This window comes from Gorillibacterium sp. sgz306347 (assembly GCF_059735245.1).
The window spans coordinates 32,228-48,264 of the sequence record NZ_JCAPET010000003.1 but is presented as its reverse complement, the minus strand read 5'-3'; the positions used below and the strand labels follow the sequence as shown (position 1 = coordinate 48,264).

Here is a 16,037-nt window from a genome sequence, read left to right as displayed (position 1 = left end):
ACCCGACTAGGAAGAACAGGGCAAGTGCCATTGCTATGTTTCACCTGCCTCCTGTATCAGATTCCCGTCATCATCGAACATCAGGCCATCCGCCAATGACGGCTCGCTGCTGCCGTGGTGTTCTTGGTTATGGCAGAGCTGGCAGACGTATTCAAGTAGTACGTGGTTCAGGCTCACGGTCGGATCGTTGATGTTCTGCGGCGTCAGGTACACCTTATGGTGGACGATCTTTCCGGGATTACCGCAGCGTTCACAAAGTCCGAACACCTTTTTGATGTATGCCAATCGACATCTCAGCCATGCCTTAGATCGGTAGAACTTCTTTGCCCACGGCTTCACTGCATCATCTCCTTTGAGTGATTTGCCGGCTCTCATCGGCGCGACCGGCTGCGCTCCCGAGCCTATCCTTAACGCCTTGGGATCGACGTGTTAGGAGTGCGCCTCACCGGTAGGTTAAGACCGGTCCTTGTCGGAGGCGATTAAGTCAGGATAGGCGTGTTCAGATATAGGAAAAAGCCACCCCGTAAGGAGTGGCCTGATTAGAAGTTCTATATACCAAGATCAAAGCTAACTTGTCGATCTATTTTAGGATAGTACACTCCGAGAACCATGAAGGATGGGTAAGGGTATTTGTTGCCCAAAATGAAGTGCGTGTCATTCTCTTTTGAACATATTTGGTCAAAAAATTTAACCCTTACTTGCTGGTTTATAATTGAGTAATCAGAGCCCTTCTTCAACAGATTATTTATAAGCGCCCCTAATTCCCAATCAATTATGGATAGTTTATGTGGCTTCTTACATTTTGGATCATTGCAGAGAAAGCGGTATGAGTATTTGTACCTTAGTTTTTGAATCGGGACTGCTATTGATGTTTTTTCATCAAAAACCATCATTAGTTGCTGGTATTCTTCCTTATCGTCTTCCTTGAGTTCTTCTATGACGAAGCCTACAATTTCTTTTGGTTTTATTATTCCAAGTGATACTCTTGGATAATTTTCCACCATATATTCAAGTGAAGGTAATAACGTGGGTAATACGAGCTTGCTTCTTGCCTCCCAATTATTCTTAGCGGGAATCTGATCGGATACAATTCTTAGTGTCTGTAAGTCAGGTTTGTAGCTTTGCTCACGGTTATCCCAAGGTTTTCTCTGGACATTTACTTCAACCCATTGGTATTTCTTAAATTGCTGGTTCCTATCCATTGATCTAAACGGCATTGGGTACAATCTAATCCACTTTGAATCCTCTGTAATTCCCGCCGTACAAACCGTCTCGATGTATTTACTTGACTGCTGTGGTTGAGCCTTAACCATTATCAAGACTCTCTTCTTTTCCCATGAACCTTCCGGCATTAGAGATGAACTATCCTCACTTCATCGGGATAAATTTTCTCCAGCCGCTTTGCCACGGCGCTACGATGACATTGCCGATGATTTTTTTCAAAACACATAAGACAGGGTTTTTCATTCCTCACTTCCTGAATGATCTTGACCAACGTATCCTGATTTTCGTCAAGATACTGATCGTAAAGATCAAAAAAAGTGATGAAATCCTTGTCGTTATGCAATTGTTTGCGTATATCACTCGGCGATCCCAAGTCGCGGCAATGGATATAGCCAATGTTGTTTTCTTCAAGTTGTTTTTTCAAAGCGGTCTTCGAGAACCCTTTTTTGCGACTAATCGGTTTCTCTCGTATGTCGATCAGAACGGTTACGCCGGCTTCCACCAACCGTTCTGTCCAGTTCTCGATAACTTCACCCTCATATCCGACTGTGTAAATATCCATTTCTCTACCCTTCCTCGTTGAACTTCAACACATAGTGTAGGGAAGTTTTCTCGATTAATCAACTCGGTCTTATTTCCCATATCCATCACCACCTTTAATTCCTTACTTCGACAAAGAGAAGGAATATCCTGTCATATGTCGAAACAATTTGCAGGAGGCGATAAGGATGATAGAATTCCGTCGGGGAGAACCCCTTGATACCACCGGCGCCCTCGGGGCTGCCTATTTTCTGTCCGTTCCCGTTGCGGTTTGGCGCGACGGGCAGATGGAGGACTACGGAGGCCGAATAGAGCGCGTAACACCCCGCAGCGTCCAGATCAACGGTGTTCATTACGTTCGCGACGAGTACCAATTCCGCGTTAAGTAACGCAAACACACGTTCTACTTATAGATGGCTTTCGTATGTCAAAAACAGCCTATTCCCAACAAAGGAATAGGCTGTTCATCCTTTCGGACTTAATTTTTTCTTCGGCTCGCTCGACGTATCCTTGCACGGTGCTCTTTGTCACGGCCAATAGATTAGCGGCCTGCTCATAAGAGAAACATTCTCCCCGGACCAACAGATAGCATTCCCGCTCCCGTGGCGAGAGGCGTGACAAGGCATCCTCAATCTGAAACCTCTGCCACTCGGTTATATTGGCCGGCGAGCCCGCAGTTGATCGCTGGGCAAACGCCTGCATCCGGATCGGGTCCATGGGTCGCTCACGCTGGTAAGCTGCTCTCCTCTCTATACCCCGCTTGTTGCCCGGTCTCCGGCCGGTCGTCAGCCATTCCATTGCGTATTCACAGTCAGAGACCATTTCACCGATGACCCGTTTGTCTTCGGCCGGCGCCCTGCGGTATGCCCGCAGAGCTGCATTTCTGCTCCGTCGGTAATTGACGGCGGTCGCCGGGCCAAGGTCGATAACGGTGTAGCTCCCGCCAGGTGGTTGCTGTTGTTTCGTTAGCATGTTGTATCCCCTCCCTGCGGCCGCCGCCGCAGCAAATTCAGCAGAAATTATTCCAAATATTAATCCAATCGGCCTCCGGGCTACATCCCGGGATTTGTCGGCCAATTCGGGGCTTTCGGGAAACCCTGATTCTTCCCGGTGCGCACGGCTTCCGCCCGCTGCCGGGGCGGCACCTTTTGATAGCAGATCCAACAAAGGATTATGTCTCCGTACAGGACGGTGCGAGTGCATTGGTCGTGTGTGCATTTGGGGTTGGCACAGTTTGGATTTCCCACGCTAGCCTCTCGCTTTCTTGTGATTATCTGTTCGGGTCGATGGCCTGCGGCAAACTGGCAAGCCAGGCCATGATCTCGTAAGCCAGTTGTTTGTTCTTGGCGGTCAGCGCGTATGCCTCTAAAGCCGCGCGGACCGCCGGGTCCTTCTCCGGCTTCAACACGAAGTAATCTCCTTCGGCCTCCTGGCCGGTATCTCTTTTAATGATCTGGTATTTGTTATAGAGTCCTCTTGATTGGTTGTTCATGTTATCCTCTCGCTTTCTCCGTCAGATACCCCAGCTCCATAGCCCGCTCCCGGATCGCCTGCATGTCGTCTTCGGGATAACCCCAATGCGGGCAGTACAGGCCGCCGTATCCGTTATTGTGGTTGGCGTGGTCGTTGCCGTTGATGTAATCGCGAAAGTCGCATACGAGGCCCCACAGCGTGCCTCCGTGGCTGAAATGATAATGCTCGTCCGGAACCGAATCGCTCATAATCAACGGCCGGCCAGTGTGATCATCCATCAACCAGAGAGCGCCTCCCGACCAAAAGAAATGAGCAAACCGATCGTAGCGATGGGAATAAAGGAACCGGCGCCCTCGCTGGCCGATTTCCTTGATGAGTTCATTTACGACATCCATCCGGTGTTGAATGTGCTCTGGTGTTCTTGGGTCTGGTTTTGCCTCGCCTATTTTTTGGACCTTCGTTCCTTTGAGGAAGTCCCGGAAAGTCATGTCGGGGTAGCAGTCGCTTATACTGAGAAATGCTTTGTATTTCGCGGCACCGGCTGTCGCGGCTGTTTTGTGTACGCAGTAATCCCACTCTGGAATAAATATTTTGAATAGACCCAACGTCTCTGTCATTACACTTCACTCCTTTGAAAGATATCATCTGGCAACCGAACCCATATGACCGCTCCTTGCGGATGCCGGTATGGGATTGGCTCCGGCAGCCGGCGGGCGTCGCGCAGTTCCCATGCCCACAGCCGGCTGTAAGATACATCGGATATATCCGGCACACGGTGCCGGGCAAAGTACAGGTCAAACGCGGCCCGGGATATCTCGTGGCAGTCCGTCAGATCCGCCGTGCCGACGATCAGGCCGGTGCCGCTTTGGATAAGAGCGATCGGCCCGCGCACGGCGGTCCGGCGGCTGCGTATTTCCCAGTCTTTTTTGTCCTTCTCGCGAAAGAACATCGTTATCCACGGTTCACGAACGATCAGGCCGTTCATTGTGCGACCTCTTTCAACAAATGATCCAGATCGGGATCATCGGCCACACCCCTAAAGGGAAGTAGGACTAGCCGGCCTTCTTCGAAAAGAACCGGCCTCCCTATACCGGACGTAAAGCCGAGCGATGAGCCGATGTGTTCAAGGAGCGCAGTGTAAGTGGAGTCGATGAATATCGGTTTGTTTTCCATCATGAAAATGTTCATGCGTATCTTGTCGTAGACTTTGAGGTAAAGCGTGGCATTGACTGGGATCGGGCTGGATGCGCCAAACACGTCAACCCAGTTAGTTACAGTCGCAACCGCGGGCCCTTGGGGAGTGATATATAAGGTTTGCCCTTTTTCCGGAATCTCGGCGAAGACGCTGAAAAGTGCAACCAACACTTCCCGAGGCATGGCGTCCAGCTCATATCGAACTGCCCAATAACGATTGGAAATGTAATGTTGATCCGTGTGGGCCCAGATCAGATAGCGTTTGGATGATTGCCGGATTTGCTTACAAAGTTCCTTCACATTGATCATTATTGGCCGCTCCTTTTCGTAGCACCCGCAGGACTGCCTCCGGGGCTATGCCGTATTTTTTGTTGTACCTATCAGCGATCTGGTTGTCCGACATCCTTGGATATGCCTGGCGCGTATCCAAGATGCTTTGGCGCATCAGTCGGCGCCGACGCTCCTCCTGTGAATCCCCTCCGAACGTTATGCCTGGGGCTCTCATGGCTACCTCCTAAACAGCGAAACTTTTACATTTACCTCCACGTAATAGCAGCAAGGAGGAATCAATTTGAAGAAAAAATTTAAGAGTTTTTGGAAATGGCTCGTTTTTCTAAGTCTTCTTCTCTTTGTTTGGTTTGTCGTCTTGTTCGCGTTTTTTATGGTCAATGTTTTGAGGAGCGGGGACGCAGTTGCAGACCCAGGAATAACAGGACTGATTGCAATTATTCTCGGATTCCTTTCAATTCCGGGCATTATCACATCCTTTTGGACATTCATCTCGGAAACCATGAATCCCGACAAAAAAAGTCATACATATTCAGGAAAATGTTCTCACTGTAAGCAGTTGGTCGAGTTTACGATGACGGAGAAGTAACCCCCATTTCCCAAATCGTCTTTTGTCCGAGCGGATGCCGGTCGATCCGCGGTCGGGTTGGCACGCTCCAGCTCTTCCCGGGCGTCTGGTAGAGGCTCCTCCAGCCCGCCGCTCGCAGACTAGTGCCGGGCTCCGACGCCATCGTATATGTCACAATCCGTCGATATCCAAGGGCCTTCGCCGCCCGCCACGCCGCTCCGTATAAAAGTGATGCGGCATTTTTTGTGCCATCTGTACAGCATCGAGTGACCTCAAGCGTTCGGCCATTGTCCAGGTGCCGGGCGACGGGTCGGCCGACCATGATCACGCCAACTACTCGCTCGCCACCCGCTGCCGCAATGCTATATTTGTGTCCGATGGGCGGTTTGTGGTGCCGGTGGTATTGTTCGACAAAGGCGCAGGCGTCTTCAAAGGTGCAGGGCTGAAGTGTAAGCACGGTCTTAACCTCATTTCTTTTCGAGCTATCTTGCAAGCTGCATGGAATCGGAAGTACTGATGCATCGGCGTACCCTGCTTTCTCGATTGTGATTTGCTCCGCTTCAAACCCGCAGCCCGGGCACCGGTGACGATCCGGTGCGATCTCTTGCATGTCCCGAAAACATTCCGGGCAAACAACAATCACTCTTCCACCCCGTTCCATAAGCGGTGCAGCTGCAGTTGCGGCTTGCTCCCTCGATCTCCCTGCCGCTCCAACTCGCGGCGCCGGACCTCTCGGGCTGCCTCCATGCGGGCGTCGTATTCGGCTGTCCGGTCGTGCAACAGGGCCCAAAGTGCTTCTTCGGTCGCTTCCTTCCACAGGTCGTTCATACTTTGTGCCTCCCGATTTCGATGCCATCCGTTCGCGGGCCGATCTTTTGTAGATAGAGCTGATCGAGAGCCAGCACGGCGACGTCGTATTTGTGACGTTTTAGCTCTTTAGAAATTTGAGTGATCGAATATCCTTTTCGCCAAAGGCGCCGAAACTCGATGACCTGGGGCTCGTCCCAGAAATGATTTTGATACTCACCGGCTACGTAACGGCATTTGCGGATCAACCTATACCCCATTGTCGATCGCCTCCAGTGCTGCCTTTATGTCTGCTGCATGCGGCGCCAGATGGGTCCGTTTGATGTGATCGTAAAAATCTTGGTCCGGCCAAGCGTCCGGTCCGATTTTGGGGACAAAGCGCCATCCGGTGTGATAACTGTTTTCGAGGGTTGTCCCGATGCTCCTCAAGGTCCACAGCCTCTTTTGCAGTGTGAGGGCCGTGTCTTTGTCCTTGACGACAATGCCGATCCAACGGAGCAGCCGAGTCCAATGCCGCGAGTCCCGGAGCTGCGGGCGAGGGTCTGCAAAAAGGAATTCGATTCCGTTCATGTCGGCACGCCCCTTTCCCTGTCGAGCCTGTCAGCCCGCGCGAACATTTCCTCCAGCTCCGCATCGGTAGGCGGTGGCGCCTTGGGAGCGGCAGCGCCGGTCATGGTAGGTAAGGGTTGCTTCCCGCTCCGAAATCCGCCCCGCTGCGGCGGCTTCGCCCGGCGCTTATCCTGATCCCGTTGGTGCCATGCAAGGATTGTCCTGTAGGCGTCCCGCCCCTTCTGAACCCGGGCGGTCTGCCCACTCATCCAAGCGCTGCACTCCAGAATCAACCGGTCGCGCTCGCTCTCGCCCATTTTTTCGGTGAGTTTCTGGAATTGGTCTTCGGTCATGTAGACAAATTCGTCATACTTGATTTTGAGCGGTTCCTGTCCCCCGGAGGGGGATATAGGGGGAGTATCTTTTTTATTTCCTTTCCTTTCTCTTTCCTTTTCTTTTCTTTTATTTGCATCGTTTTGCAAATCATCCGCATCCCCGGTGCTATGCATATGCATATCCATTGCATCGTTAGAGGTCTGTTTTTCCTTGTCCCACCTGATTTGGGCAGCTTTCTGTTTCTTTACTGAGACCTCTTCCTTCTTCTTCATTCGCCGTAGCAGAGATTCGCTCCAGAAGGTGGAGCCGTCCGATTCAAATAGGTCAAACTCCTCGATGCAGTCCCGAATGAAACCTTCAACTTTGCTGCGTTCGCCATGCAGTTGCATTGCATATGCATCCCACGCGTATTTTGATTGCATATCGAGACAATGGCCGTCCGCGTCGCGCATCATTTCTACAAGCATCCAATACCAGCCGTAGCCTTCCCCGCCGTACACGCTTCGCATCGCTAAAATTTTGGGATCGCTTCGGGCGTTAGAGTCATGGCTGAAGTAGTAAGCGTCTTTCATCCCGTCACCTGCTTTATAGCGTAATCAATCATTTCGGCCATCAGCCGGCGCGTCCGGATACCCTCCGGCGTCCCGTCCAGCCAGCGGTGACACGGGGTGCAAAGGTGCAGGAGGTCGGCTGCGCGGGTTTTATGGTTGATGTGCCGGCGGCCGATCAGGTGAGCCCGCTCTGTCGCCCGGGCCTGCCGGCAAAGCTCGCATACGCCGCCGGAGCGGGCGCGTAGACCCGCGTCCGCCTTGGCGCCGATGTCTCCCTTTTGCTTTTGCGTCTGCTTGATGCGGATGCTCTTTGCTGGCTTCGGCGCCGGCAGAAAATCTCCGATCGGCATCAGGTATTCCTCCTTCGACCGGGTATGGTATAATAAAGGTCAATTGGTTTTGACGAGTGACAATCTGGCGGCTCCTACCCCGCCGGGTTGTCCTTTTTTTATCCGCGAGACGGCGGCCATGTATTGGCGTTGCATCTGCTCCCGCGCCCGCTGGCTCGGGGTCGTCTCGATCATTTGCAATAGATTCCCGCAGCTCCGCAGGCGCATCTGGCGGGGAGTCGGCCGGCGGAACGCCGCCAGCGCCCGGGCCGCGTCCTGTGCGTCGGCAGCCGCCCGCCTGACCATGTCGCATATCGTGTCCGTCGCCGCGTCAATCTCTGCCTGGGTGGCCGAGGGGCCGCAAGCGAGCATAACCAGTGTGCCAAGCCCGGCCGCGATGGATCCGGCCAATTCGCCGGCCGTCCCATCGGCGAGGGAGCGGCGGGCTGAAGCTTCGAAAAAAAGTTGAACGTCCATATGAACCTCCTATAATTTGATTTCCCGCTTCGCCAGTTCACGCTGCAGCCAATCCCGGAAAGGGACCTGGCGCACTTCCGGCCGATTCTTTTTGGCGTAGTCGCTATGGTAGAAAACGGCGAGTCGGTCGATCAGGCTTTCGACCTCTCTCCGCTCCGGCGCGAGCGAACTGCTGGCCGCCTCCACCTGGACGATCACACCCCTTGTGTTACGGCGTACCCACATGCTTTCAAGCTTCCAACCCATTTCTTTCTCCCCTTTCAAAGCGATCCCAGCGCCAATTCCTTGACGATGGTCGTATAGATTTCCTTGAGGCGCGGTTCTTCTTCGATGATGTCGAGCCGGTTGGCGTCCTCGATCCTGGACTTCGTGGCCCCGGCATCGGCCAGGCGCTGTTTAAGGTTGCGGAGGCGCTTGTCCAAGTCGCAGCGGCCGCGCTCTTCCAATAGGCGGTAGCTCAGGTTCCGCATTTCGCGGTACGTGCCTCCCTGCCGATGTGCTGCTCCGTTTAACAGGCCGTTTGAGCTTCGCCCGCCAATCTTCATCCCGTTGCAGGAATGTTTCTTTGATCGTTTCGATCTGCAGCTCAGTTGCGGCCTGGCGCGCCTCCAACTCCATCTGCCGTTGTTCGGCTTGGATCAACTGCTGGAGGATCGGGTTAAAACTCGTGATGTCTACGGCGCCCGCAGTTGCCTGCCGGCGGAGGCGGTCAAATTCGGCAATGTAGCGTTCCTTGAATTCCATCGCCTTTGTTCCGGTGTATCCCATGGCAAGGAGGGTAAACCCCTGCTCTGTCATGAGGTACTTTTGATAGGTGCGCCCTCCGGCATCGGTGTAATCGATCAGCGCAAAATTGCGCCGATGAAATTCGGCACTACAGAGAAGGCCCCGAACATCACGCATCACATCTTTATGGTGCTTGTCGAACGCCTCAGCGACCGTCAGGCTGTCCGTTACCGGGCGGCCGTTGTCGATGTATACCAGCTTCATGTGTTTGCTCCTTTCTCCAATTTCTCCGGCTCCAGTGAGTCAATGAACCGGGTCTCCATGTCATCCAAAAACCGCTGGATCGCCGGGCTGTCTGCCCAACATCGCCGGGCCGCCTGTATAAAACCCGGCAGTAGATCGGCAGCCCCGGCGTCGAGCAGGGTTTGGCAGGTGTATTGGATGTTGTGTTTGGTTTGGTTCATTTTTGAACACCTATTACGTTTTGGGTCAATTCGCTTTCATATTCCAATATCCATTCCCGTTTAATGCGCCAGCACTTCCCCTGCTTATAGGCTTTCAACTTCCCCTCCTTGATTCGATTAATAACAGTGAACTTGCTAACTTTCAGGTAGTTAGCTGCGTCAAGAACATCAAGCGTGGGGCGTAGCTGGATTACGTCACTCACCGTTGTACCTCCTTAAAACAGTATTTTAAATACAGTTTTTGCGCAAAAAAATATTTCCATATCATTGACAATCACATTTAAAATACAGTATTATTCAATTATCGTATTGATAATACAATTTGTGATGTCAGGAAACAAAAGCTCGGGCGCCTTTTGGTAAAACCCACATATGCGGAACATTAGTTTCGGGCTTGGATTAACCCTCCCGTATTCCAAACTACGAACATGATCCACGTGTATGTCGAGTTTTTCGGCGGCTTGAATTTGATTGAGGCCCATTTCAACCCTCGCCTGCTTCAACGCCTCTCTTTTCAAGTCTCTTCACCTCCTGATGTCCAAAGTATAAACCGTATTAAAAATACAGTCAATACTTATAATCGTATTTTTAATACTTTATTTCTGAGGACGGTGTTATAATGAGTTTAGGTACGAGAATTCGCGCGCTAAGAAAAAAGCGCGGTTTTACACAAAAGGACATAGCTCAAAGATTAGGAATGGGCAGCTCTAATTTTGGCCATATCGAAAACGGCCGTGTCACTCCGTCGAGCGTCGACCTCATGAAAATCGCTGAAATCTTGGATACCAATACCGACTACCTTTTAGGGAAAATTGACGATCCAACGCCCGTAAGCGAAAAGACGACGATGGCATTCAAAGACGGCGGCAGGGGGTGGACTGAAGAAGAATTCCGAGTCGCAGAGGCAGCAATCGAAGCATTCCGCAAACTCAAAAAAACGCGGCAGGAGTGACTTGCAGTATGGAATTCACTTTGTATAAATGTACAAGCCTAGAGATTTGGATTACTGATTTTTACCGCAAAGTAGGCATTAAATCGCCAGAGGATTTAGAAATAGCAAACGTGGCATCACTTTTTGGGGTTGAAGTTGCTTTTTATAGGGGCAAGTCTTTCGTAAATTACGAAGAGAAGGCCATCTTCTTATCGGAATATTTGAGCGAGGAAGAGATGAGGGAAGATTTTTTCCACGAACTCGGGCATTTATTGCGGCATTGTGGTGACCAGAGGAAGATGCCAGAGCTGTTCAGGATCTTGCAAGAAGCGCAGGCAGAGCAATTTCAGGCATACGCAGCCATTCCTTTTTTCATGCTTGCTGATCCCAAACAATTTCAACACCGTCACTCGTATATCTACTACATTGCGCATGATTTTAAGGTCACTTACGAACTGGCAGAGGCGAGATTTCAACAAATTGAAAGGAGGATATTCCAATCGAAAATCAATTCGGTTTTTCAAGCATCCCTAAATTTTTCGAAAGAAAGGAGCGAGACAATTGTCTAAAAAGAAAACAGGGGATTTGCCTGTAAATGTTAGAGAACGCGACGGTAAATTTACATATCGTTACCGCGTTCCGACAACAATTATTGTTAACGGCGTTGAGAAAAAGACGAGCAAGCAGATGGAGTCTCCGCGTTTTGATTCAGTTCAGGAGGCTGTAAATTTCGGGGTTTTGATTAAAGCGCAGAAAATACAAAAAACGTTAGCTTACGAACATAACATAACAGTAAGCGCATGGGGCAAAGAATGGCTGAAAGAGTACATTCTCGAAAGAGAACCTGCAGGCAATACTATTGCTTCAAGGGAATACGGACTCAGCCGAATATGCAAAGAATTCGGGGGGTTTTTTCTTCACACCGTAACTCCTAGCATGTACCAAACTTTCCTCCACAAATTGAAAGAAAAGGGTTTGAAACGTAGCACAATAACGACCGTTCACACGGCAGGGCACTTAATGTTTCAATCCGCAAAGCGCCACCAGTTTATCAAGATTAACCCTGCGGAAGGCGCGGTTATACCAAAAGAAAAGCAACACGCAAGGAAACCAGGCGAAAAGCGGCAGATTCTTCCCAAATTCCTTGAAAAAGACGAGCTTAAAAAGTTTTTGCAAGTCGCCAGATTCACACTTTCAGTGAATTACTGGGCTTTATACCTCGTTTTAGCTTATACCGGTTTACGGATCAGCGAGGCCGCAGGATTACAATGGGAAGACATTGACCTGAAGCGCAGAACTATTGACGTAAATAAACAGATAGCAGGATCGAGTGTACTGAAATACAAATTCGGCCCAACAAAGAATGAGCAAAGCGAACGTATTGTCAGCTTTGGAGAGACAGTTTCCAAGGCGTTTGAAGCTTTGATGGATTGGCAAAAAAGAGAACGACTTTCGGCTAAGTCTTTTAACCCCAATGATAACTTTGTATTTTGGAGCAGCGTCTACCCGGGTTACCCCATATCGGTAACAAGCGTAATCCCTTTAATGCACAAAGTGTTACAAAAAGCTGGTTTGCCCGAAAAACTGTCTCCTCATAGCCTTCGACATACTCACGTTTCTTTACTGGCATCGAACCCTCGGGTCGGCTTGCCGGAAGTACAGGCCCGAATAGGCCACAAAGGAAATTCAAAGACCACCACATTAATTTACCTGCACGTTACAAAGAATAGGCAAATGAGCATAGCGGACGACTTCGAATGGGCAATCAATAACTAGCCCGTGGGTAATCCGTGGACGTATTAATCTCCCTAACCGCCATTTTCCCTTTGAATGCAAGGATTTTCTACATCCCTTTAGATATAGAACATATAACTGTCGTATTTGCCTTCGTCGTGGTAATTGACGAGCGAATGCAGCGTCGTGGAATCGAGCACGCTCGCGATGCTGTCGCGGATGCGCATCCACAGGTCGCGCTTTGCCGGATCGTCTTCGTCGGTGAAATCCACCGGACTGATCGGCCCTTCCAGGACGCGGATGATGTCGCCGGCCGTAATTTCTTCGGCGGGACGGGAAAGCACGTAGCCGCCGTACGCGCCGCGGATGCTTTTGACCAGGCCGGCGTTCCGGAGAGGAGCGATCAGCTGCTCCAGGTAATGCTCGGACAGGCCGTGCTTCTCGGCGATGCTTTTCAGAGACGTGGGGCCTTCGCCGACACGCGCGCCCAGTTCCATCATGATGGTCAGACCGTAACGGCCCTTTGTCGAAATTTTCAAAACCGCACCTCTTCATAAATATGATAAGCCCGAAAGCAAAAAGGATTCTTAAAGAATCCCTATCGGATATATGGTATCACATTTCAGCCTTCCCCGAAAACCGGGGATGCAAACTTTTTCTTGCCGATATGGTACAATAACGGAACAGACGGACTTGCTCCGCGAAGAAAGAAAGGTGAGTCATCATGACGCCAGACAACGCCAAAACCCGGGTGGTCCTCGGCATGTCGGGAGGAGTCGATTCCTCCGTGGCCGCTCTGCTGCTGAAGGAGCAGGGGTATGAGGTTATCGGGATTTTCATGAAAAATTGGGACGATACCGACGAATTCGGCGTCTGCACCGCCGAGGAGGATGCGGCGGACGTGCGCCGCGTTTGCGACCAGATCGGCATTCCCTGCTATACGGTCAACTTCGAAAAAGAGTATTACGATAAAGTGTTCAGTTATTTCCTGGATGAATACCGCGCCGGCCGCACGCCCAACCCGGACGTGATGTGCAACCGCGAAATCAAGTTCGGCGAATTTTTGCAAAAGGCGCTGGAGCTGGGCGCGGACTACATCGCCACCGGCCATTACGCCCGCGTGGATCAGAAGGACGGCCGATTCCGGCTGCTACGGGGCGTCGATTCCAATAAGGATCAGACATATTTCCTGAATGCGCTGAACCAGTATCAGCTTTCCAAGGCGATGTTCCCGATCGGCAACCTGCCGAAGCCGAAGGTGCGGGAAATCGCGGCGGCCGCCGGGCTGTATACGGCCAAGAAGAAGGATTCGACCGGAGTCTGCTTCATCGGCGAACGCAACTTCAAGGATTTCCTGAGCCAGTACCTGCCGGCCCAGCCGGGCGAAATCCGCACCTACGAAGGCGAAGTGAAAGGGCGCCACGAGGGCCTGATGTATTACACGCTCGGCCAGCGCCAAGGGCTCGGCATCGGCGGATCGGGCACCGGCGAACCGTGGTTCGTCGCGGAAAAGGACCTGGCGAACAACGTCCTGTACGTGGTCCAGGGCGAGCTGGACGACCGGCTGTACTCGACCGCGCTTGTTGCAACGGGCGTGAACTGGATCGGCGACGAGCCGTTTGGCTCGGGCAATTCGTTCATGTGCACCGCCAAATTCCGCTACCGCCAGCCGGACCAGGCGGTCACGGTGGAGCCGCTGGACGGCGGGGCGGTCCGGGTCGTGTTCGACCAGCCGCAAAAAGCCATTACGCCCGGCCAGGCCGTCGTCTTTTATGACGGGGAAGTCTGCCTCGGCGGCGGAACCATCGACAAAGTCACGCGGCTGGCCAAAACGCCGGTTTCGGCCGACTGAACGGGCGGAAGCCCGGAAGCGATCCGGTAGAACCGGACCGGCGACCGGCTTCGGAGTAGAAGCAAAGCAAGCCGGGTTAAGCGAAAGGTCGTGAAGTCGTCCGATTCTTGATTGGCCTGGGGAGGCGTTCCTTTTGAATCCGACCGCAAAAACCCTGATCATCGGAGGAGCGGTGCTGATCGTGCTCGGTCTGCTCTGGCAGCTTGCCGGACGCGGGCTGTCGCTGGGCCGGCTGCCCGGCGACATCGTCATTGAGCGCGGAAACACGCGGTTTTATTTTCCGGTTGTCACGTGTCTTCTGCTAAGCGCCGTTTTGTCCCTGGCGTGGTACGTGATCCGATGGTTTCTCAAATAAATAAAGCCAGGCCGGGCTGCCCCGGCCGGCCCTATGCAGCCTGTCGGGAGCCCCGGCAGGCTGTTTTTTGCGGTCGCTCTCCGTCCTCCGAATTGCCGCAACCGTCGGCTCCCCGCCCCGCCTTTCACAATTTCTTGCGAAAGCAGCATGGGAAGCGGCGAACGTTCGCCTTCCCAATCCAGATTGCGGACGGCCTCCGCTTGAAAAGCTAACGTCCCCGCGGAAAAGGCCAACCTTTTCCGCTCCGGCAAGCGCAACCGCCATTCAAACGCAATCGTCCCTTTTGATTGGCATTGGCCTGCACTCTTGCCGGCTGCTGCCAACCGCCATTTTAGCCGCCCCGGCGTTTCTCCTGATTTTGCTTCATCTTGGCTTCGGTTCCCTGCTCGCTCGCTTCAAAGAACACGGCGTCGCGGACCGGGTCCGGCAAATACTGCTGGTCCACGAAATGGCCCGGATAATCGTGCGGGTAGCGATAGCCTTTATGCCCCAGCTTGGCCGCTCCGCTGTAATGGGCGTCGCGCAAGTGCAGCGGCACCTCGGCCGAGCCGATCCGCTCGAATGCCGCACCGATTTTCCCCAGCGTGACGGCGATGCTGTTCGATTTCGGGCTTTCTACCGCGAACAGGATGGCTTGGGCGATGTTGTAGCGCGCCTCCGGCCAGCCGATCTTGTGATAGGCATCCATCGCGGTCACCGCCTGCACCATCGCCTGCGGGTTGGCGAGCCCGATGTCCTCGCTGCATGCAACAATGAGCCGCCGCAGGAAGGTCATCGGGTCCATGCCAAGCTTCTCGACGGCATAGAGGAACCAGAACAGCGCCGCGTCGCTGGAGCCGCGCACGCTTTTGTGAAAGGCGGACAGCACGTCGTACTGCGTCGACGGGTCCGCCTTGGCCGTCGGGCGGCGCACCGATTCCTCGGCCGCCTCCACCGTGATCCGCACCGTGCCGTCGGCCTCGGGCGGCGTCGTCAGCGCGGCGATCTCGAGCGCGTTCAGCGCTCGGCGGATGTCGCCGTTCGCCATCCGGGCGATGTGCTCCAGCGCGCCCTCCTCCGGCTCGATCGGCAGCGTGCCGAGGCCGCGCTCCCGGTCGGCCAGCGCCCGCTTGAGCGCGATCAGCGAATGCTCGTGCGTGAGCGCCTCAAGCTGAAACAGCGTAGAACGGGACAAAAGAGCCCCGTTCACATGATGAAACGGATTTTCCGTCGTAGCGCCGATGAAGACGATGATCCCCTGCTCCACCGCAGGCAGAAGCGCATCCTGACGGGCCGTATTGAACCGATGCACCTCGTCCAGAAACAGGATGGTCCGGCGCCCGTAAAGGGCTTTGCTGTTCTCCGCCTGCTCGATCGCTTCCCGGACATCCTTCAGCGTGGCGTCCACCGCGTTCAGCTTGACGAATTCCCCGTTCGTCCGGTGCGAAATGATATGGGCCAGGGTTGTTTTTCCGGTCCCCGGCGGACCGTATAGCAAAATTGACGAAATCCGGTCCGCCTCGATCATCCGGCGGAGTAGCTTTCCCGGGCCGACCAGATGCTCCTGGCCGATATAGTCCTCAAGCGTTTCCGGCCGCATCCGGTCGGCAAGCAGCTTGCCGCCGGGGTCCCGGGACGCCTGATATGAAAACAAATCCAC

General features: G+C 53.0%; 30 protein-coding genes. 7 read left to right on the top strand and 23 right to left on the bottom strand.

Translation table 11 applies throughout. From position 1 onward, the window contains the following. Positions 1 to 33: 33 nt before the first annotated feature. From AC6I6H_RS02965 to AC6I6H_RS02955, 3 genes are all read right to left on the bottom strand, one after another. Positions 34 to 339 carry an HNH endonuclease gene (locus AC6I6H_RS02965; protein ID WP_497951032.1) on the bottom strand — a complete coding sequence of 102 codons (306 nt, stop codon included), beginning with the start codon at positions 337 to 339 and terminating at the stop codon, positions 34 to 36. A gap of 209 nt (positions 340 to 548) precedes the next feature. Next, positions 549 to 1,352, bottom strand: a complete 804-nt coding sequence (locus AC6I6H_RS02960) for a DUF8758 domain-containing protein (RefSeq protein WP_497951030.1) — start codon at positions 1,350 to 1,352, stop codon at positions 549 to 551. Further along, positions 1,352 to 1,786, bottom strand: a complete 435-nt coding sequence (locus tag AC6I6H_RS02955) for a DUF488 domain-containing protein (protein WP_497951027.1) — start codon at positions 1,784 to 1,786, stop codon at positions 1,352 to 1,354. Before AC6I6H_RS02955 ends, AC6I6H_RS02960 begins: the two co-directional genes overlap by 1 nt. Before the next feature lie 166 nt (positions 1,787 to 1,952). Here AC6I6H_RS02955 and AC6I6H_RS02950 point away from each other — a divergent pair, with 166 nt between their 5' ends. Next, positions 1,953 to 2,153 (top strand): hypothetical protein, encoded by a 201-nt coding sequence (locus AC6I6H_RS02950; protein ID WP_497951025.1) that lies wholly within the window; start codon positions 1,953 to 1,955, stop codon positions 2,151 to 2,153. A gap of 49 nt (positions 2,154 to 2,202) precedes the next feature. Here the strand turns inward: AC6I6H_RS02950 and AC6I6H_RS02945 are convergent, their stop codons facing one another. The 5 genes from AC6I6H_RS02945 to AC6I6H_RS02925 form a co-directional block, all read right to left on the bottom strand. Continuing rightward, positions 2,203 to 2,736 carry a sigma factor-like helix-turn-helix DNA-binding protein gene (locus tag AC6I6H_RS02945; RefSeq protein ID WP_497951023.1) on the bottom strand — a complete coding sequence of 178 codons (534 nt, stop codon included), beginning with the start codon at positions 2,734 to 2,736 and terminating at the stop codon, positions 2,203 to 2,205. Between the two features lie 298 nt (positions 2,737 to 3,034). Further along, entirely contained in the window at positions 3,035 to 3,256 is a 222-nt protein-coding gene (locus AC6I6H_RS02940; protein WP_497951021.1) for a hypothetical protein, read from the bottom strand. 1 nt (position 3,257) lies between these two features. Further along, a complete protein-coding gene (locus tag AC6I6H_RS02935; protein WP_497951466.1) occupies positions 3,258 to 3,632 on the bottom strand; it encodes a YoqU family phage-derived protein in 375 nt (124 codons plus the stop codon). A 221-nt stretch (positions 3,633 to 3,853) separates the two neighbouring features. Next, a complete protein-coding gene (locus tag AC6I6H_RS02930) occupies positions 3,854 to 4,222 on the bottom strand; it encodes an ASCH domain-containing protein (RefSeq protein WP_497951016.1) in 369 nt (122 codons plus the stop codon). Further along, the gene (locus tag AC6I6H_RS02925) at positions 4,219 to 4,740 is read right to left on the bottom strand and encodes a hypothetical protein (RefSeq protein WP_497951011.1); all 522 of its coding nucleotides are present in this window, start codon (positions 4,738 to 4,740) and stop codon (positions 4,219 to 4,221) included. The genes AC6I6H_RS02930 and AC6I6H_RS02925 overlap by 4 nt, the downstream gene beginning before the upstream one ends. Before the next feature lie 262 nt (positions 4,741 to 5,002). On the opposite strand from AC6I6H_RS02925, the gene AC6I6H_RS02920 reads away from it, so the two are divergent. Next, the gene (locus AC6I6H_RS02920; RefSeq protein WP_497951007.1) at positions 5,003 to 5,308 is read left to right on the top strand and encodes a hypothetical protein; all 306 of its coding nucleotides are present in this window, start codon (positions 5,003 to 5,005) and stop codon (positions 5,306 to 5,308) included. Here the strand turns inward: AC6I6H_RS02920 and AC6I6H_RS02915 are convergent. The 13 genes from AC6I6H_RS02915 to AC6I6H_RS02855 form a co-directional block, all read right to left on the bottom strand. Then, a complete protein-coding gene (locus AC6I6H_RS02915) occupies positions 5,289 to 5,897 on the bottom strand; it encodes an XF1762 family protein (protein ID WP_497951003.1) in 609 nt (202 codons plus the stop codon). The two genes, AC6I6H_RS02920 and AC6I6H_RS02915, sit on opposite strands and share 20 nt — an antisense overlap. 29 nt (positions 5,898 to 5,926) lie before the next feature. Next, a complete protein-coding gene (locus AC6I6H_RS02910) occupies positions 5,927 to 6,115 on the bottom strand; it encodes a hypothetical protein (RefSeq protein ID WP_497951001.1) in 189 nt (62 codons plus the stop codon). Then, positions 6,112 to 6,354, bottom strand: a complete 243-nt coding sequence (locus AC6I6H_RS02905) for a helix-turn-helix domain containing protein (protein WP_497950999.1) — start codon at positions 6,352 to 6,354, stop codon at positions 6,112 to 6,114. Before AC6I6H_RS02905 ends, AC6I6H_RS02910 begins: the two co-directional genes overlap by 4 nt. Then, positions 6,344 to 6,664 carry a hypothetical protein gene (locus AC6I6H_RS02900; protein WP_497950996.1) on the bottom strand — a complete coding sequence of 107 codons (321 nt, stop codon included), beginning with the start codon at positions 6,662 to 6,664 and terminating at the stop codon, positions 6,344 to 6,346. Before AC6I6H_RS02900 ends, AC6I6H_RS02905 begins: the two co-directional genes overlap by 11 nt. Beyond that, positions 6,661 to 7,551 carry a DUF4373 domain-containing protein gene (locus AC6I6H_RS02895; RefSeq protein ID WP_497950992.1) on the bottom strand — a complete coding sequence of 297 codons (891 nt, stop codon included), beginning with the start codon at positions 7,549 to 7,551 and terminating at the stop codon, positions 6,661 to 6,663. The genes AC6I6H_RS02900 and AC6I6H_RS02895 overlap by 4 nt, the downstream gene beginning before the upstream one ends. Beyond that, a complete protein-coding gene (locus tag AC6I6H_RS02890) occupies positions 7,548 to 7,880 on the bottom strand; it encodes a hypothetical protein (RefSeq protein WP_497950987.1) in 333 nt (110 codons plus the stop codon). Before AC6I6H_RS02890 ends, AC6I6H_RS02895 begins: the two co-directional genes overlap by 4 nt. Positions 7,881 to 7,919: 39 nt before the next feature. Continuing rightward, positions 7,920 to 8,336 (bottom strand): hypothetical protein, encoded by a 417-nt coding sequence (locus tag AC6I6H_RS02885; protein WP_497950985.1) that lies wholly within the window; start codon positions 8,334 to 8,336, stop codon positions 7,920 to 7,922. A 9-nt stretch (positions 8,337 to 8,345) separates the two neighbouring features. Further along, a complete protein-coding gene (locus tag AC6I6H_RS02880; protein ID WP_497950983.1) occupies positions 8,346 to 8,582 on the bottom strand; it encodes a hypothetical protein in 237 nt (78 codons plus the stop codon). A 14-nt stretch (positions 8,583 to 8,596) separates the two neighbouring features. Beyond that, a complete protein-coding gene (locus AC6I6H_RS02875; protein WP_497950979.1) occupies positions 8,597 to 8,758 on the bottom strand; it encodes a hypothetical protein in 162 nt (53 codons plus the stop codon). Then, positions 8,733 to 9,326, bottom strand: a complete 594-nt coding sequence (locus AC6I6H_RS02870) for a Rha family transcriptional regulator (RefSeq protein ID WP_497950977.1) — start codon at positions 9,324 to 9,326, stop codon at positions 8,733 to 8,735. Before AC6I6H_RS02870 ends, AC6I6H_RS02875 begins: the two co-directional genes overlap by 26 nt. Then, positions 9,323 to 9,526 (bottom strand): hypothetical protein, encoded by a 204-nt coding sequence (locus tag AC6I6H_RS02865; RefSeq protein WP_497950975.1) that lies wholly within the window; start codon positions 9,524 to 9,526, stop codon positions 9,323 to 9,325. Before AC6I6H_RS02865 ends, AC6I6H_RS02870 begins: the two co-directional genes overlap by 4 nt. After that, on the bottom strand, positions 9,523 to 9,729 hold the full coding sequence (locus tag AC6I6H_RS02860) for a helix-turn-helix domain-containing protein (RefSeq protein ID WP_497950973.1): 207 nt from the start codon (positions 9,727 to 9,729) through the stop codon (positions 9,523 to 9,525). The genes AC6I6H_RS02865 and AC6I6H_RS02860 overlap by 4 nt, the downstream gene beginning before the upstream one ends. Before the next feature lie 90 nt (positions 9,730 to 9,819). After that, positions 9,820 to 10,044, bottom strand: a complete 225-nt coding sequence (locus AC6I6H_RS02855; protein ID WP_497950971.1) for a helix-turn-helix transcriptional regulator — start codon at positions 10,042 to 10,044, stop codon at positions 9,820 to 9,822. Between the two features lie 101 nt (positions 10,045 to 10,145). On the opposite strand from AC6I6H_RS02855, the gene AC6I6H_RS02850 reads away from it, so the two are divergent. Genes AC6I6H_RS02850 through AC6I6H_RS02840 form a run of 3 tightly spaced genes read left to right on the top strand, consistent with a single transcriptional unit; the run spans position 10,146 to position 12,233 of the window. Continuing rightward, positions 10,146 to 10,478 (top strand): helix-turn-helix domain-containing protein, encoded by a 333-nt coding sequence (locus AC6I6H_RS02850; protein ID WP_497950968.1) that lies wholly within the window; start codon positions 10,146 to 10,148, stop codon positions 10,476 to 10,478. An 8-nt stretch (positions 10,479 to 10,486) separates the two neighbouring features. Next, a complete protein-coding gene (locus AC6I6H_RS02845; protein WP_497950964.1) occupies positions 10,487 to 11,026 on the top strand; it encodes an ImmA/IrrE family metallo-endopeptidase in 540 nt (179 codons plus the stop codon). Beyond that, positions 11,019 to 12,233, top strand: coding sequence for a tyrosine-type recombinase/integrase (locus tag AC6I6H_RS02840; RefSeq protein WP_497950960.1), 1,215 nt, complete (start codon positions 11,019 to 11,021; stop codon positions 12,231 to 12,233). The genes AC6I6H_RS02845 and AC6I6H_RS02840 overlap by 8 nt, the downstream gene beginning before the upstream one ends. Before the next feature lie 77 nt (positions 12,234 to 12,310). Here AC6I6H_RS02840 and cymR read toward each other — a convergent pair whose 3' ends face one another. Further along, complete coding sequence (cymR, locus tag AC6I6H_RS02835) at positions 12,311 to 12,730, bottom strand: cysteine metabolism transcriptional regulator CymR (protein ID WP_497950956.1); 420 nt, start codon at positions 12,728 to 12,730, stop codon at positions 12,311 to 12,313. Between the two features lie 185 nt (positions 12,731 to 12,915). Between cymR and mnmA the strand changes: the two genes are divergently transcribed. Beyond that, positions 12,916 to 14,043 carry a tRNA 2-thiouridine(34) synthase MnmA gene (gene mnmA / locus AC6I6H_RS02830; RefSeq protein WP_497950953.1) on the top strand — a complete coding sequence of 376 codons (1,128 nt, stop codon included), beginning with the start codon at positions 12,916 to 12,918 and terminating at the stop codon, positions 14,041 to 14,043. Between the two features lie 133 nt (positions 14,044 to 14,176). Then, on the top strand, positions 14,177 to 14,398 hold the full coding sequence (locus AC6I6H_RS02825) for a DUF2905 domain-containing protein (RefSeq protein ID WP_497950950.1): 222 nt from the start codon (positions 14,177 to 14,179) through the stop codon (positions 14,396 to 14,398). Positions 14,399 to 14,729: 331 nt separating this feature from the next. Here AC6I6H_RS02825 and AC6I6H_RS02820 read toward each other — a convergent pair whose 3' ends face one another. Continuing rightward, the gene (locus AC6I6H_RS02820; protein ID WP_497950947.1) at positions 14,730 to 16,037 is read right to left on the bottom strand and encodes a replication-associated recombination protein A; all 1,308 of its coding nucleotides are present in this window, start codon (positions 16,035 to 16,037) and stop codon (positions 14,730 to 14,732) included.

Excerpts from the sequence above, each read along its gene's own strand:
- AC6I6H_RS02940 (WP_497951021.1), bottom strand. The coding sequence starts at position 3,256 with ATGAACAACCAATCAAGAGGACTCTATAACAAATACCAGATCATTAAA.
- AC6I6H_RS02950 (WP_497951025.1), top strand. The coding sequence starts at position 1,953 with ATGATAGAATTCCGTCGGGGAGAACCCCTTGATACCACCGGCGCCCTC.
- AC6I6H_RS02945 (WP_497951023.1), bottom strand. The coding sequence starts at position 2,736 with ATGCTAACGAAACAACAGCAACCACCTGGCGGGAGCTACACCGTTATC.
- AC6I6H_RS02935 (WP_497951466.1), bottom strand. The coding sequence starts at position 3,632 with ATGGATGTCGTAAATGAACTCATCAAGGAAATCGGCCAGCGAGGGCGC.
- AC6I6H_RS02865 (WP_497950975.1), bottom strand. The coding sequence starts at position 9,526 with ATGAACCAAACCAAACACAACATCCAATACACCTGCCAAACCCTGCTC.
- AC6I6H_RS02890 (WP_497950987.1), bottom strand. The coding sequence starts at position 7,880 with ATGCCGATCGGAGATTTTCTGCCGGCGCCGAAGCCAGCAAAGAGCATC.
- AC6I6H_RS02955 (WP_497951027.1), bottom strand. The coding sequence starts at position 1,786 with ATGGATATTTACACAGTCGGATATGAGGGTGAAGTTATCGAGAACTGG.
- AC6I6H_RS02915 (WP_497951003.1), bottom strand. The coding sequence starts at position 5,897 with ATGCAAGAGATCGCACCGGATCGTCACCGGTGCCCGGGCTGCGGGTTT.
- AC6I6H_RS02880 (WP_497950983.1), bottom strand. The coding sequence starts at position 8,582 with ATGGGTTGGAAGCTTGAAAGCATGTGGGTACGCCGTAACACAAGGGGT.
- AC6I6H_RS02905 (WP_497950999.1), bottom strand. The coding sequence starts at position 6,354 with ATGGGGTATAGGTTGATCCGCAAATGCCGTTACGTAGCCGGTGAGTAT.
- AC6I6H_RS02845 (WP_497950964.1), top strand. The coding sequence starts at position 10,487 with ATGGAATTCACTTTGTATAAATGTACAAGCCTAGAGATTTGGATTACT.
- AC6I6H_RS02930 (WP_497951016.1), bottom strand. The coding sequence starts at position 4,222 with ATGAACGGCCTGATCGTTCGTGAACCGTGGATAACGATGTTCTTTCGC.
- AC6I6H_RS02925 (WP_497951011.1), bottom strand. The coding sequence starts at position 4,740 with ATGATCAATGTGAAGGAACTTTGTAAGCAAATCCGGCAATCATCCAAA.
- AC6I6H_RS02895 (WP_497950992.1), bottom strand. The coding sequence starts at position 7,551 with ATGAAAGACGCTTACTACTTCAGCCATGACTCTAACGCCCGAAGCGAT.
- AC6I6H_RS02870 (WP_497950977.1), bottom strand. The coding sequence starts at position 9,326 with ATGAAGCTGGTATACATCGACAACGGCCGCCCGGTAACGGACAGCCTG.
- AC6I6H_RS02850 (WP_497950968.1), top strand. The coding sequence starts at position 10,146 with ATGAGTTTAGGTACGAGAATTCGCGCGCTAAGAAAAAAGCGCGGTTTT.
- AC6I6H_RS02960 (WP_497951030.1), bottom strand. The coding sequence starts at position 1,352 with ATGCCGGAAGGTTCATGGGAAAAGAAGAGAGTCTTGATAATGGTTAAG.
- AC6I6H_RS02885 (WP_497950985.1), bottom strand. The coding sequence starts at position 8,336 with ATGGACGTTCAACTTTTTTTCGAAGCTTCAGCCCGCCGCTCCCTCGCC.
- AC6I6H_RS02910 (WP_497951001.1), bottom strand. The coding sequence starts at position 6,115 with ATGAACGACCTGTGGAAGGAAGCGACCGAAGAAGCACTTTGGGCCCTG.
- mnmA (WP_497950953.1), top strand. The coding sequence starts at position 12,916 with ATGACGCCAGACAACGCCAAAACCCGGGTGGTCCTCGGCATGTCGGGA.
- AC6I6H_RS02900 (WP_497950996.1), bottom strand. The coding sequence starts at position 6,664 with ATGAACGGAATCGAATTCCTTTTTGCAGACCCTCGCCCGCAGCTCCGG.